General features: G+C 64.6%; 10 protein-coding genes. 2 read left to right on the top strand and 8 right to left on the bottom strand.

Annotation, left to right across the window (positions count from 1 at the left end; translation table 11 throughout):
- Positions 1 to 14 precede the first annotated feature (14 nt).
- The 4 genes from AA0Z93_RS20880 to AA0Z93_RS20865 all read right to left on the bottom strand — a co-directional run bounded on the left by AA0Z93_RS20880 (position 15) and on the right by AA0Z93_RS20865 (position 5,142).
- Positions 15 to 2,273, bottom strand: a complete 2,259-nt coding sequence (locus AA0Z93_RS20880) for an ATP-binding protein (RefSeq protein WP_413048388.1) — start codon at positions 2,271 to 2,273, stop codon at positions 15 to 17.
- A 404-nt stretch (positions 2,274 to 2,677) separates the two neighbouring features.
- Positions 2,678 to 3,856: a M14-type cytosolic carboxypeptidase gene (locus AA0Z93_RS20875; protein ID WP_413047089.1), complete on the bottom strand. Its 1,179-nt coding sequence runs from the start codon at positions 3,854 to 3,856 to the stop codon at positions 2,678 to 2,680.
- Positions 3,857 to 3,897: 41 nt separating this feature from the next.
- Positions 3,898 to 4,413 (bottom strand): DUF4880 domain-containing protein, encoded by a 516-nt coding sequence (locus AA0Z93_RS20870; RefSeq protein ID WP_413047090.1) that lies wholly within the window; start codon positions 4,411 to 4,413, stop codon positions 3,898 to 3,900.
- Positions 4,414 to 4,833: 420 nt separating this feature from the next.
- A complete protein-coding gene (locus AA0Z93_RS20865; protein WP_413047091.1) occupies positions 4,834 to 5,142 on the bottom strand; it encodes a DUF6124 family protein in 309 nt (102 codons plus the stop codon).
- 131 nt (positions 5,143 to 5,273) lie between these two features.
- Between AA0Z93_RS20865 and AA0Z93_RS20860 the strand changes: the two genes are divergently transcribed.
- Positions 5,274 to 5,942 (top strand): LexA family protein, encoded by a 669-nt coding sequence (locus tag AA0Z93_RS20860; RefSeq protein WP_413047092.1) that lies wholly within the window; start codon positions 5,274 to 5,276, stop codon positions 5,940 to 5,942.
- Positions 5,943 to 6,028: 86 nt separating this feature from the next.
- Here the strand turns inward: AA0Z93_RS20860 and AA0Z93_RS20855 are convergent, their stop codons facing one another.
- The 4 genes from AA0Z93_RS20855 to AA0Z93_RS20840 all read right to left on the bottom strand — a co-directional run bounded on the left by AA0Z93_RS20855 (position 6,029) and on the right by AA0Z93_RS20840 (position 11,700).
- Positions 6,029 to 7,951: an acetyl/propionyl/methylcrotonyl-CoA carboxylase subunit alpha gene (locus tag AA0Z93_RS20855; protein ID WP_413047093.1), complete on the bottom strand. Its 1,923-nt coding sequence runs from the start codon at positions 7,949 to 7,951 to the stop codon at positions 6,029 to 6,031.
- A complete protein-coding gene (locus tag AA0Z93_RS20850) occupies positions 7,948 to 8,766 on the bottom strand; it encodes a gamma-carboxygeranoyl-CoA hydratase (RefSeq protein ID WP_413047094.1) in 819 nt (272 codons plus the stop codon). Before AA0Z93_RS20850 ends, AA0Z93_RS20855 begins: the two co-directional genes overlap by 4 nt.
- Before the next feature lie 4 nt (positions 8,767 to 8,770).
- On the bottom strand, positions 8,771 to 10,375 hold the full coding sequence (locus AA0Z93_RS20845) for a carboxyl transferase domain-containing protein (protein WP_413047095.1): 1,605 nt from the start codon (positions 10,373 to 10,375) through the stop codon (positions 8,771 to 8,773).
- Between the two features lie 161 nt (positions 10,376 to 10,536).
- Positions 10,537 to 11,700 carry an isovaleryl-CoA dehydrogenase gene (locus AA0Z93_RS20840; protein WP_413047096.1) on the bottom strand — a complete coding sequence of 388 codons (1,164 nt, stop codon included), beginning with the start codon at positions 11,698 to 11,700 and terminating at the stop codon, positions 10,537 to 10,539.
- Positions 11,701 to 12,001: 301 nt separating this feature from the next.
- Here AA0Z93_RS20840 and AA0Z93_RS20835 point away from each other — a divergent pair, with 301 nt between their 5' ends.
- Entirely contained in the window at positions 12,002 to 13,678 is a 1,677-nt protein-coding gene (locus AA0Z93_RS20835) for an AMP-binding protein (protein ID WP_413047097.1), read from the top strand.
- Positions 13,679 to 13,780 lie beyond the last annotated feature (102 nt).

The raw sequence follows: 13,780 nt of genomic DNA, 5'->3' as shown, positions 1-13,780 counted from the left end.
TTCGGTACGGTCCCTCAAGCGTGTTGGGGGTGGAGGGGAAGGGCGAAGTGGAACGAGGCGCCCTGGTCGAGCGCGCCTTCGGCCCAGACACGTCCGTCGTGGCGCTCGATGATGCGGCGCACACTGGCCAGGCCGATGCCGGTGCCTTCGAAGTCTTCCATGCGGTGCAAGCGCTGGAACACCCCAAACAGTTTGTTAGCGTAGGCCATGTCGAAACCGACACCGTTGTCGCGTACGTAGATCTCGATTTCCTCGTCGTTCTCACGCGAGCCGATCTCGATACGTGCCGGATTGCGCTCGCGCGTGTACTTGATGGCGTTGGAGATCAGATTCTGCAAGACCAGGTTGATGAACGCAGGGTCGGCGATCACCTTGGGCAGGCGGGCGACGTCCCAGACGATTTCCCGTCCGGCGTAGTCGGGCGCCGATTCGGTACGGATGGTGTCGATCAAAGCGTTGAGGTTGACGTCCGACATGCGCAGGGCCGAGCGGCCCATCTGCGAGAAGTTGAGCAGGTTGTCCACCAGCGTTCCGGCGAACTGCGCCGCTTCCTCGATGTGCTGCAAGAAGCGCTTGCCACGTTCGGACAGCCCTTGGCCTTCGAACTCGCTGAGCAGCTCGCTGTAGCCGGCGATGTGTCGCAGTGGCGCACGCAGGTCGTGGGACACGCTGTAGGAAAACGCTTCGAGTTCCTTGTTGGAACGCTTGAGTTCACCGGCCAGTTGCGCCAGTTCCTCGGCTTTGCGCAGGACGATGCCAAGTACGGCGATGCGCAGTTCCAGCACGCCTTCGACGATGAGCGGGTCCCAGGGTTGCGAGAAACCGCGAATTTCTTCATTCCAACGTTCGAAGCTATGCCGCGGACTGAGGCGGCCGGTGGCGTCGTCGATGTGTTTGTCCGGACGCCCGGCCCAGTGCACGGTGCGCACCTGTTCTGGGCGGAACCACAGCAGGTAGTGCGAGTGGATCTGCGAGATCGCCACGGCCAGCACGCCGCCAGCATGGTCGGCCAGTTCGGGCAGCAGCGGGATGTCGCGACGGATGTTGTCGGTGTGGAACACGCCTTCCTCGTCGCGCTGCCCCAGCCAATGCACCAGCGCCAGCACTTGCGCCTCGCTCGGGGTGTCGCCGATCAGGTCGCACTGCTCGGCGCTGATGATGGCCACGCCCTTGGCGGCGGCGAAATCCAGCATCACCTCGGGCAAGGCCAGCAAACCCTCGCTGACGCTGTCGCGGTCGGCCATGGACGAAAGCATGCGCACGATGTGGCGGCGCAGATCGAGCAACTGGCGGGTGTTGGTGTGCGACTCGCGCGCTTCGATCTGCAACGACAGAACGCTGGCCAGCAGCTCGCAGGCGGTACGGGTCTGGAAGTCGACGGCGCGGGGTTCGGCGTGGTGACAGGAAATCAACCCCCACAGTTTGTCGTCCACCACGATCGACAGCGACATCGACGCCAGGGTGCCCATGTTGCGCATGTATTGCAGGTGCACCGGCGACACGCTGCGCAAGGACGCAAAGCTCATGTCCAGTGGCTTGCCGGTCAGGGGGTTGAGCGTCGGCAGCAGCGCCGAGGGCTCGTAGGTGGCGTCCTGGATCAGGCGGATGCGGTTGATCCGGTACAGCTCGCGGGCCTGGCGCGGAATATCCGAACCTGGGAAGCACAAGCCCAGGTAACGCGGATAGCCCGGATCGACGGCTTCGGCGATGACCAGGCCATTGCCCTCGGCGTCGAAGCGATACGCTTTGACCCGTCCGAAGCCAGTCAAGCGCTTGATCTGTTGCACCGACTGATCGAGCAGCGCTTCGAGATCGGCCGCCTGGTTGAGGCTGCCGACGAAACCGCGCACCAGGGGGTGGTAGTCAGCGCGCGGGGTGCTGCCGCAGGGTTCGAATTCGGCGATCAATACGTGGTCGTGACGGTGCACCAACAGGCGTAGCGGCTCCTGCCAGATGGCGTCGGCATTCAGGCGGACATCGGCCAAATGGAAGGGGAACACATCGTCTTCCGGCACCTGGGGCAGGTGTGCATGCAGATCGAAGCCGTCGAACAACGCCGCGAACGGGCGTTCGAGCACGTCCTGTGCGCTGATGCCCAGCCACTGACGTACGTTCTCGCTGGCCTGGACGATGCGCAAGTCGCGTTCGTCGAGGACCAGCATGAAGCCTTGGGGCTGGATGCTGCCCGGAACCTGAATGGGCTCCTGGGCGCAGCGTTCGACCGCTTCGTCAAAAGCGTTCTGGGCGGTTGTCAAGAAACACTCTCCGTTCATGGCCACGGGGCGAGGCCGCAAGCAGGTGAAAAAGAAAGGGAAATTAGTGCGCCCACGGTATCAGAAAAGTACGAATTGAGCGTCGGAAAGTGGCCATTTGAGGCCAGGTTGGGCAGTAGGTTCTACGCCGATGGGGTTTTTGTACAGGTTTTTAGCTGGGGTGACCGTTCATCGCCAAAACGGCCTTGCGTCGTGGAGGGGTCAGGCCGGTAACGGCGTTCGATCACAGTCAGACGCTCGTTTACACCGCCAAGGGCTAGACCCATTCGAACACCGCACCGGTATTGAGCAGGGGCGGCATCGCGCTGGCGGGCGGACGGCCCCAAGCGCAGACGAATGCCTGCCAAGCCCCGTCCTGTAAGCGCCTTTGCCCTGGGCTAGCCAGGGCAAGGACTTGGTACGACTCAGCGCAGCTCGGCGGTCAAGTCGAGCAAGGTGTCCAGAACGGCCCCCGCCAGCGCTTTGGCGCGCGCGCCCGACCAACCGGTGTGCGGATTGGGCGCGTCATCGTGGTCCTTGAACGGCATTTCCAAGGTCAGCGACAGGCAATCGTAGGCCTGGCCGACGGCGTTGCAAGCCAAGGCCATGTTGGCCTGGCCGGGCGCGTCGCGGGTATAGCCGTGAACTTGCTGGAAGTCCTCGGTAAGCCTGCACAGCGTGTCGCGAAAGCGCTGCTCCAGAGCGGCCAGGCGCGGGCTGTAGTTCGGGTTGCCCTCGCAGGCGGCGGTGAACACGTGCGGGATCTCTTCGTCGCCGTGCACGTCGATGAACGCGTCTACGCCATGGCGCTGCATCTGCGTCTGGGCGAAGAACACCTCGGGGCTGAGCTCGACGCTAGCGCTCTGCCAGGCGCGGTTGAGGTCCTGGCCCTTGAAGTTGGTGCGCAGGTGGCCGAGGTAGGCGCCGTCAGGGTTCATGTTGCAGATCAGGTAGAGGTCGGCGACGGCCAGCAATGCCTGGACCTTGGCATCGTTCTGCTCGAGGCGGTCGATGACGCCCTCCATGAACCATTCGGCCATGTGCTCACCGGGATGCTGCTGGGCGATCAGCCACAGCTTGCGTTTGCCGGGGGCGCCATCGCCGGGGACGCCATCGGCGGACACACCGTGGCTGGCGCGCAACAGGGGAATGTCGCGGCCCTGCACGCTGCGTCCGCTGGCCAGCAGTTCTATACCGGCAATGCCTTGCGCGCGTTCGATCAGTTGGTTGTGCCGCGCGCGCGGGTAAGGTTCGAAATAAGCCAGCCACACCTGTGGCTGTTCGGCATCGAGGTCGATGTGCAAGGCGGCGCCGTCGAACTGACTGGGCACGCGGAACCAAGACTGCCGGTCGTAGGAGGCGACTGCGTGGTAGCCCGTCCACGCGTTGGGATAGGAGGATTGGCTGGCGTTGTCCAGGCTGAAGCGATGGCGCTGGCCTGGGGTCAGGCCTGCGGCGCGGAAGTGGAACCACTGGAAGTGGCCGCTATGGCTGTCGGGCCGCAAGGCCAAACGTACGTGGCTGGGCTGGGAAGCATCCACGATTTCGATGTTGCCTGAATCGAAATCGCAGTCGATGTGCAGCGGGGATTGCGTCACGGCCATTGCCAAGCTCCTCTGGCGTTATTGTGCCGTCACTTTACCCCTCAGGCTCCGAGGCCGAAAGCCAGGACCGCCGCCACGCCCAGGCCCACCGCCAGCACACAGCCGCCCAGCGAGAATGCCGCGCGCCCCTGGCGGTAGCTGCCGCGCTCGCCCAGCGCTCGAGCTGGAGCCAATAGGCTGCGCCAGTGCAGTTCGATGGCGTGAAACGCCTGCAGGTGCGCAGGCGAGGCATCGAGCCAGCGACGAAAGTCGATGCGTTCGCAGGCGGTGGTGGTCGGGTTTTGCAGCCTGACGTACCAGCGACAGGCCTGAGCGGCGACGGCGTCCGGTGGCGGCAGGGTCGCGTGGAGCGCTTGGGCCAACAGGCGCTCGACGCACTCGATGCGCAGGTCGAGGCGCTGACCGATTTGGGTGAGGTCGAGCCCATCCAGGCGGCTGAGCAGAAAGACCTGCTGAGCGCGGCGCGGCAGACGTTCGAAGCGTTGCGGCATGGCGTTTCGCAGCGGCTGCTCGGCGTCACACGCAGGTTGCATCGGGGGCAGCGATACACGGCTCATGGGCAGCTCCTTGCGTAGCGGCGGGGGATAGGGGGCGTCTTCCGTAACGCTGCGTGAGCTTAGTATTAACGAGATTGATTCTCAAGTGCTGATTGGTAAAACCTTCGCGCGCTTGTGTTCTCGCGGTCTTCAGCTTGCTATTATTCGGCCACCTAAGCGGCAACCCTTCTTCATTAGCCTGAAGAGCACCAAAAAAAAAGACCCAGCAAAAAGCTGGGTCAAAAACCGTGATTAGCCTGATGAGGAGATAAACTGAACGCCCGACCTTAGGGCTTTCGGATTATCCAGCGAGTCTCTCGACCTGCTGAGTGCAATAATAATCGTTATCATTTGGCAGTCAAATGATTTTTAGCGATGTGGCGAAAAAAGCCTGAGCACTTCCTGATCGCGGTTTCAGCCAGTCTTCTGTCTCCAGTTCCTTCATACCCCTTCTTGCGAAGGCCGTTGCTCCAGCAGCGATCTGGCCATGTTGATCATGTGCATCAAGGCGTACATCACTTCACGCACATTGCCCTGCTGGTGGCTGGCGCTTTCGCATGCGGTGGCGGCAGCGCTGCGCAACAGGTTCATGACGTGGGCGTCGACCATGTCGGGGCTGACGTCGTCGCGCACGGTCCAGGGTGTACGATCGACCGAGGTGCTGGCTGCGGTAGGGTTGAGGTAGTAGTCCAACGCACGGCGGGCGGCTTCGCTGTCGAGTTCTTTGTCTGAATATGTCGTAGGTTTCATCCTGTTACCAAATTGTGATGAGCGGGAAGGGAATGTTTTCCTACTATAGTACATGGAGTATTAGCTCAGGCCATTACAAATAATACCATTTGTGTATTGAGCGCAACGGGACAGGACGTATCGTGCGGGCGATGGATAAATGGATCGCATTGGTAAAGCTAAAACTACGCGAACTCGGCCTCTCCCAAGAGCAGCTGGCCGAGCGCGTCGGCGTCACCCAAGGCGGCGTCGGTCATTGGCTACGCGGTACGCGCACGCCGAAAGTCGACATGATGAACAAGGTTCTGGTGGCCTTGGGTATGCCGCACTTGCACGTCTCCCTGAGCATCGCGCCGGTGAACGCTGTCGCCGAGCGTGCGAGCCGCTACCGGACGCAGGACGGTTCAGACACGGACGCCGAAGCAGACATATCTCAATACATCTTGTGTTTTCGCTACCCGGTTCTGGCTTGGGCGGAGCTGGACGGTCCGCTGCCAACCTCCAGCATCGTCACCGAACAGACCGATTACTGCGCCCAAGGCAAGGCGTTCTGGCTGCGCGTCGAGGGCGACCTGATGAGCTCGGCCACCGGTCCCAGCGTGCCGGAACATATGCTGGTGCTGGTCGACCCCGGCGTGCCCGCCGCTCCCGGAAAGTTGGTGATCGCTCGCCAACAAGGCACCACGGCCATGTTTCGGCAGTTGGTGGAAGATGGCGGCCAGCGTTTCCTCAAACCGCTCAACCCCACGTATCCCAAACTGTTGTGCGGTACGGGGTTCGAGGTGATCGGGGTAGTGGTGCGCTCGCATGGAGTGCACTGAGGCGGCGACATGCCGCCATGGCAAGCACGACGCGCGGCAGGGCGACCGGGCTTAAGCCAACCCACTCGCACGCCAGCCGCCCGTTTTCACAAAGCCACCAACAGCGTACCTTCGCTGACCATCTCGCCTTCGGCGCACAGCAATGCGCTCACCACTCCCGCTTCGGGCGCGCGAATGCTGTGTTCCATTTTCATCGCCTCCAGGACCACCAACGCAGCGCCTGCCTCCACGGCCTGGCCGGGTGTGACCAGGACCCGTACGATGCTGCCGTTCATCGGCGCGCTGAGCCCACCGGCCAGTGCTGCGCCGCCTGGGGCGGCACTGGCCGGCTCGTAGGCGCGCAGGCCGTGCCATTGCTGCTGCCAGCGCAGATACAGCGTGTCGCCACGGCGTATGGCAGGCGTAGCGGGCGACGCTGTCGCTTCCAGTGCAATTCCCGTGCAGGGCGTATCCTCCAGCGCGACGACGCGATCCACGCCGTCACACTGCAACGCTACCAAGCGTCGCGCCGGCAGGCCCAAGCGCCAGCCGTGGGTACGCGACCAGGGCGATTGGAGATCGTCGTCGCGGCGCCGGCTGCCCATCTCGTGCAACCAGACCTGCGCCGCACGCTGCCAGAACGCTTCGGACAAGACGTCTGAAGGGGGGAGCAGCACAGCCTGATGGCGGGCGATGAAGCCGGTGTCCAGTTCCGCCGCTGCGAACGCGGGGTGGGCGAGGATACGCTGCAGGAACGCCAGGTTGGTCTTCACACCGCCGATGGCCATGCCCATCACCAGCTCCAGCAGGCGTTGCCGCGCCTGTTCGCGGTCTTCGCCCCAAGCGATCAGCTTGCCCAGCATCGGGTCGTAATAGGGCGAGACCGTGTCGCCTTCGCAAACCCCGCTGTCGATACGCTGGCCGACGCCCAGCGCAGGCTCGCGGTAGAGCGCCAAGGCGCCGGTGGCCGGCAGGAAATCCTGTGCCGGGTCTTCGGCATACAGACGCACTTCGATCGCATGCCCGCGCAATGGCACCTCGGCCTGGGTCAGGGGCAGCGCTTCGCCGCGCGCCACACGAATCTGCCAGGCCACCAAGTCCAGCCCGGTGATGGCCTCGGTGACCGGATGCTCGACTTGCAGACGCGTGTTCATTTCCATGAAGAAGAAATCGCCACGGGCATCGAGCAGAAATTCCACCGTACCGGCGCCCACATAGGCGATCGCCTGCGCGGCGCGCACCGCCGCCTCGCCCATGGCCTGGCGCAAGGCCGGGGAGAGGCCCGGGGCCGGCGCTTCTTCGACGACCTTCTGATGGCGGCGCTGGATCGAGCAGTCGCGTTCGTTGAGGTACAGGCAATGGCCGTGGCGGTCGGCGAACACCTGAATCTCCACATGCCGCGGTTGCAGCACGTATTTCTCCACCAGCATGCGCGCGTCGCCGAACGACGCCTGCGCCTCGCGCTGCGCCGAAGCCAGGGCCTCGGCCAGTTGCGCCTCGTGCTCGACTACCTTCATGCCTTTGCCGCCACCCCCCGCGCTGGCCTTGAGCAGCACCGGGTACCCGATGCGTGCGGCGGCCTCGCGGAAGGTATCGAGGTCTTGCGCTTGGCCGTGGTAACCCGGCACCAACGGCACCCCGGCGTGTTCCATCAAGGCCTTGGCCGCCGATTTGCTGCCCATGGCTTCGATGGCCCGCGCCGGTGGGCCGAGGAAGATCAGGCCGGCGTCTTCGATGGCCTGGGCGAACGCCGCATTCTCGGAAAGGAAGCCGTAGCCTGGATGCACCGCCTGGGCGCCGCTGGCGTGCGCTGCGGCCAGCAGCTTGTCGATGTCCAGATAGCTGTCGGCCGCCTTGGCGCCGCCCAGATCGACGCTGAGGTCGGCCTCGCGCACGTGCCGTGCCTGGCGATCGACGGCGCTGTGCACGGCCACCGTGGTCAGGCCCATGGCCTTGGCGGTGCGCACGATGCGGCAGGCGATCTCGCCGCGGTTGGCGATGAGCAAGGTATTCAGGGTGGGTGAAGTCATGGGCGCGGCTCCTGCTCGCGGGGAGTGGCCTGCCAGGCAGGCAGGCGCTTGTGCAGGAAGGCCTGCAAGCCCTCCTGGCCTTCGGCGCTGACGCGGATCTGCGCGATGCATCGCTCGCACGCCTCGCGCAGCGCATCCGAGAGAGCGCTACCGTCGACCTGGCGCAGCAGCGCCTTGCTGGCGCGCATCGCCTGGGGGCTGTTGAGCAGCAGTGTTTCGATCCAGCTGTCGACCTGCGTATCGAGCTCTGCCGGCGGGTAGGTCTCGGCCAGCAAGCCCAGCCGTTGCGCCTGCACACCGCTGAAGCGCTGCGCGGTCAACGCGTAGCGCCGTGCGGCACGGGCACCGATGGCCTGTACCACGAACGGGCTGATTACCGCCGGCGCCAGGCCGATGCGGACCTCCGACAGGCACAACTGCGCATCCTGCGCACCGATGGCCATGTCGCAGCAACTGATCAGACCCAGCGCGCCGCCGAATGCCGCGCCTTGCACCACGGCCAGGGTCGGCATGGGCAGCGCGTGCAGACGGTACATCAGCTCGCCCAGCGCTTGGGCGTCGCGGAGGTTCTGCGCCAGGTCCAGTTGCGCCGATTGCTGCATCCAATGCAGGTCGGCGCCGGCGCTGAAATGCCGGCCGCGTCCGCGCAGCAGCACGAAACGCAGGTCGACGTCCTCGCCCAGCAGGGTGAGCGCACTCGACAACTCGTCGATCATCTGCGCGTCGAACGCATTGTTCTTGGCCGCACGGTCCAGCCACAGGGTGGCGAAGCCGCGAGGGTCGTGGATCACTTCGAGGGTATCGAAAGGCTTCATGGCGTTACATCCGGAAGATGCCGAAACGGCTGGACGCGATGGGCGCGTTGAGGGCGGCGCTCAGGGCCAGGCCCAGCACGTCGCGGGTCTGCGCCGGGTCGATGACACCGTCGTCCCACAGCCGCGCGCTGGAATAATAGGGGTGGCCCTGGCGTTCGTACTGGTCGAGGATCGGCTGGCGCAGGCGTGCCTCGGCCTCGGCCTCGAACGGCTCGCCACTGCGCAGGCTCTGTTCGCGCTTGACCTGCACCAGTACGCCGGCCGCCTGCTCGGCGCCCATCACCCCGATCCGTGCGTTGGGCCACATCCACAGAAAGCGCGGGTCGTAGGCGCGGCCGCACATGCCATAGTTGCCGGCGCCGAAGCTGCCGCCGATGATCACGGTGAATTTCGGCACTTGCGCACAGGCCACTGCGGTGACCAGCTTGGCGCCGTGCTTGGCGATGCCGCCTTCTTCGTATTTCTTGCCGACCATGAAGCCTGTGATGTTCTGCAGAAAGAGCAGGGGAATGCCGCGCTGGCAGGCCAGCTCGATGAAGTGCGCACCTTTTTGCGCCGCCTCCGCGAAGAGAATGCCGTTGTTGGCCAGGATCGCCACCGGATAGCCGTGCAGGTGGGCGAAGCCACACACCAGCGTCGTGCCGAACAGGGCCTTGAATTCGTCGAACTGCGAACCGTCCACCAGCCGTGCGATCACCTCGCGCACGTCGAACGGCTGCTTGGCGTCGGCCGGCACCACGCCGTACAGCTGGTCGGCCTCGTACAGCGGCGCGCTGACCGGTTGGCACTGCAACTGGCCGTGCTTGCGCCAGTTGAGATTGGCCACGCAGCGGCGCGCCAGCGCCAAGGCGTGCTCGTCGTCCTCGGCATAGTGGTCGGCCACGCCACTGGTGCGGCAGTGCACATCGGCGCCGCCCAGATCTTCGGCGCTCACCACCTCGCCCGTAGCGGCCTTCACCAGAGGGGGGCCGGCGAGGAAGATGGTCGCCTGCTGACGCACCATGATCGCTTCGTCGGCCATGGCCGGCACATAGGCGCCGCCCGCCGTGCACGAGCCCATCACCACGGCGATCTGCGGGATGCCCTGGGCGCTCAGGTTGGCCTGGTTGAAGAAGATCCGCCCGAAATGCTCGCGGTCGGGGAACACTTTGTCCTGACGCGGCAGGTTGGCACCGCCCGAATCCACCAGATAGAGGCAGGGCAGCCGATTCTCTTGGGCGATGGCCTGGGCGCGCAGGTGTTTTTTCACCGTCAGCGGATAGTAGGAGCCTCCTTTGACCGTGGCGTCGTTGGCCAGGATCACGCACTCGACCCCTTCGACCCGGCCGATACCGGCCACCAGCCCAGCGGCGGGCACGTCTTCGTCATACACCTGATAGGCGGCCAACTGGCCGATTTCGAGGAAAGGCGAGCCTGGGTCGAGCAGGCGGTCGATGCGCTCGCGCGGCAGCAGTTTGCCGCGCGCGGTGTGCCGGGCTTGGGCCTGGGTACCGCCGCCCTGGCTGACTTGGGCCAGCAGGGCGTAGAGCGCTTCGACCTGGGCCAGCATCGCCTGGCGATTGCGGGCGAACTCGGGCGAATGCGGGTTGAGCTGGGTTTTGAGAATCATCGTGAGCCTCTTTGGGCAGCGAGTCGTTGGAGGGCGGACGGCTGATGCGCAGGAAGCGTGCGGACGACCGCTTCGCCCTTGCGCCGGCGTGCCGGCCATTGCAGGTCGGGCTCAACGCCGGCCAGCCACGTCCGCGAAAGCAAGCGACGCAAGCGCATGCATCACCGCGTTTCGTTGAACAACTCGCGCCCAATCAGCATGCGACGTATCTCGCTGGTGCCCGCGCCGATTTCGTACAGCTTGGCGTCACGCAGCAGACGCCCGGCGGGGAATTCGTTGATGTAGCCGTTGCCCCCGAGAATCTGGATCGCCTCCAGGGCCATCTGTGTGGCGCGCTCGGCGGTGTAGAGGATCACGCCAGCCGCGTCCTTGCGTGTGGTCTCGCCGCGGTCGCAAGCCTGGGCCACGGCGTACAGGTAGGCGCGGCTGGCATTGAGTTGGGTGTAGAGGTCGGCGACCTTGCCCTGGATCAGCTGGAACTCGCCGATGCTCTGGCCGAACTGCTTGCGGTCGTGGATGTAGGGCACCACCAGGTCCATGCAGGCCTGCATGATCCCGGTCGGGCCGCCGGCCAGCACCACGCGTTCGTAGTCCAACCCGCTCATCAGCACGCGTACGCCGCCGTCGAGCTGGCCGAGGATGTTTTCCTGCGGCACCTCGACATCGTCGAAGAACAGCTCGCAGGTGTTGGAGCCGCGCATGCCCAGCTTGTCGAACTTCTGGCTGCGGCTGAACCCCTTGAAGTCGCGCTCGACGATGAACGCGGTGATGCCATGGGCGCCGCGCTCCAGATCGGTCTTGGCATAGATCACGTAGGTGTTGGCATCCGGGCCGTTGGTTATCCAGGTCTTGCTGCCGTTGAGCACGTAACGGTCGCCGCGCTTGTCGGCGCGCAGCTTCATCGACACCACGTCGGAGCCGGCATTGGGCTCGCTCATGGCCAGCGCCCCGACGTGTTCGCCGCTGATCAGCTTGGGCAGGTACTGGCGTTTTTGCGCTTCGCTGCCGTTGCGGTTGATCTGGTTCACGCACAGGTTCGAATGCGCGCCGTACGACAGCGCGACCGAGGCCGAACCGCGGCTGATCTCCTCCATTACCAGCACGTGGGCCAGATAGCCCAGGCCCGCACCGCCATAAGCTTCCGGCACGGTCACGCCCAGCAGGCCCATGTCGCCGAACTTGCGCCACAGGTCGGCGGGGAAGAGGTTGTCCTGGTCGATCTGTGCGGCGCGTGGGGCGATTTCGGCGGCAACGAAGGCGCGCACCTGGTCGCGGAGCATGTCGAGGGTTTCGCCTAGGGCGAAGTTGAGCGTGGTGTAGTACATGGCGGCACCTTGTTGTTCTTGGGATACGGCAGTGGTGTTCGACGGCCTGGTCGGCAGGGCAGGGTCTTGCGGACCAGGATTTCGGTTGCATTGGCCATAAGGGGCGGATGATCTTGTCGGTCTGCTGAGCGCAGGCCCTTACAGCAAAATCTAACTCGAACGTCTGGCTTTTCACCTTTACGTTAACGTAAACATGGCGCTCGAGGCTGTCAATCCACCATTCACCTTTACGTAAGCGTAATCCTGGTCCAGAGTATTGGCGGCTCGTTGGTACCTAGAACAATCACAAGAAGGGACGCCCATGACTCAACCCAGCTACAGCCGTGGCCGACAGGACCCACCGCTGCTCACTCAAACCCTGGGTCAGGCATTCGATGCCTGCGTCACCCGCCACGCCGACCGCGAAGCGTTGGTCGTGCGTCATCAAAGGCTCCGCTACAGTTGGCGGCAATTGGCCGAGGCGGTCGACACCCATGCGCGGGCTTTGATGGCGCTGGGCATCGAGCCCGGCGAGCGGATCGGCATCTGGGCGCCCAACTGCGCCGAGTGGTGCATCCTGCAGATCGCCAGCGCCAAGGTCGGCGCGGTGCTGGTCACCATCAACCCAGCCTATCGGGTCAGCGAACTGGACTACGTGCTGCGCCAGTCGGGCTGCCGCTGGCTGGTCTGCGCCGATGCATTCAAGACCTCTGACTACCACGCCATGCTCATCGAGCTGATCCCGAGACTGGCGACCCACGCGCCAGGCCACTGGCGCAGCGACACGCTGCCGGCGTTGCGCGGTGTCGTCAGCCTGGCCGCACAGCCACCGCAGGGCTTCGTCGCCTGGGCGGATCTGGCCGTGCGGGCAGGGCAGGTGTCGTGGCCGGCCTACTGTGCCCGCCAGGCCAAGTTGCGCTGCGACCAACCGGTGAACATCCAGTACACCTCCGGCACCACCGGCGCGCCCAAGGGCGCCACATTGAGCCACAGCAACATCCTCAACAACGGCTTGATGGTCGGCCACAGCCTGGGCCTGACCGAGCACGACCGCCTGGTGCTGCCGGTGCCGTTGTACCACTGCTTCGGCATGGTCATGGGCAACCTGGGTTGCATCACCCACGGCAGCACCCTGATCTACCCCAGCGACGCCTTCGACCCTGAGCTGACCTTGCGCTGCGTGGCCGAAGAGCGCGCCAGCGTCCTGTACGGCGTGCCCACCATGTTCATCGCGATGCTCGACCATCCGGCACGCGCGCAACTCGATCTTTCGAGCTTGCGCAGCGGCATCATGGCTGGCGCCACCTGCCCGATCGAGGTGATGCGCCGGGTCATCGACCAGTTGCACATGGCCGAGGTGCAGATTGCCTACGGCATGACCGAAACCAGCCCGGTCTCGCTGCAGACCGGCGCCGGCGATGAGCTGGAACGGCGCGTCACCACCGTGGGCCGTACCCAGCCGCACCTGGAAACCCAACTGGTCGACATGCACGGCGCGGTGGTGGCGCGTGGCGAAATCGGCGAGCTGTGCACCCGTGGTTACAGCGTGATGCTGGGCTATTGGGACAACCCGCAGGCCACCGCCGAGGCCATCGACGGCGAAGGCTGGATGCACAGCGGGGATATGGCGGTGATGGATGAAGAGGGCTATGTGCGCATCGTCGGGCGCGGCAAGGACATGATCATTCGCGGCGGCGAGAACATCTACCCGCGCGAGCTGGAGGAGTTTCTCCATACCCATCCGGCGATCGCCGAAGCGCAGGTGGTGGGGGTGCCGTGCGACCGCTATGGGGAGCAGGTGGTGGCCTGGGTGAGGTTGCGTGCTGGGCAGGTACTGGAGGCCGAGGGGCTGCGTGACTGGTGCAAAGCACGTATTGCGCATTTCAAAGTGCCGCGGCATTACCGGTTCGTGGAGCAGTTTCCCACCACGGTGACCGGTAAGGTGCAGAAGTACAGGATGCGTGAGATCAGCCTGGAGGAACTCGAATCGAGGGGTTGAGATAAGTCTGATCGATCAGGTAGTTGAAGGCCATGCGTCGGGAATCGGCATAGGTCCGTCAAGACGGTGCCATTGATGCCTGGAGTCCAGGTTGCGGACTCA

Origin of the sequence: Pseudomonas phoenicis (genome assembly GCF_047302395.1) — a bacterium.
GTDB lineage: Bacteria > Pseudomonadota > Gammaproteobacteria > Pseudomonadales > Pseudomonadaceae > Aquipseudomonas.
Note: the sequence above shows the minus strand (reverse complement) of the source record. Positions and strands in the feature narration are given on the sequence as shown.

Bases quoted from the DNA above. Each gene is read 5' to 3' on its own strand.
- AA0Z93_RS20880 (WP_413048388.1), bottom strand. From the start codon at position 2,273: ATGAACGGAGAGTGTTTCTTGACAACCGCCCAGAACGCTTTTGACGAA.
- AA0Z93_RS20875 (WP_413047089.1), bottom strand. From the start codon at position 3,856: ATGGCCGTGACGCAATCCCCGCTGCACATCGACTGCGATTTCGATTCA.
- AA0Z93_RS20870 (WP_413047090.1), bottom strand. From the start codon at position 4,413: ATGAGCCGTGTATCGCTGCCCCCGATGCAACCTGCGTGTGACGCCGAG.
- AA0Z93_RS20865 (WP_413047091.1), bottom strand. From the start codon at position 5,142: ATGAAACCTACGACATATTCAGACAAAGAACTCGACAGCGAAGCCGCC.
- AA0Z93_RS20860 (WP_413047092.1), top strand. From the start codon at position 5,274: ATGGATAAATGGATCGCATTGGTAAAGCTAAAACTACGCGAACTCGGC.
- AA0Z93_RS20855 (WP_413047093.1), bottom strand. From the start codon at position 7,951: ATGACTTCACCCACCCTGAATACCTTGCTCATCGCCAACCGCGGCGAG.
- AA0Z93_RS20850 (WP_413047094.1), bottom strand. From the start codon at position 8,766: ATGAAGCCTTTCGATACCCTCGAAGTGATCCACGACCCTCGCGGCTTC.
- AA0Z93_RS20845 (WP_413047095.1), bottom strand. From the start codon at position 10,375: ATGATTCTCAAAACCCAGCTCAACCCGCATTCGCCCGAGTTCGCCCGC.
- AA0Z93_RS20840 (WP_413047096.1), bottom strand. From the start codon at position 11,700: ATGTACTACACCACGCTCAACTTCGCCCTAGGCGAAACCCTCGACATG.
- AA0Z93_RS20835 (WP_413047097.1), top strand. From the start codon at position 12,002: ATGACTCAACCCAGCTACAGCCGTGGCCGACAGGACCCACCGCTGCTC.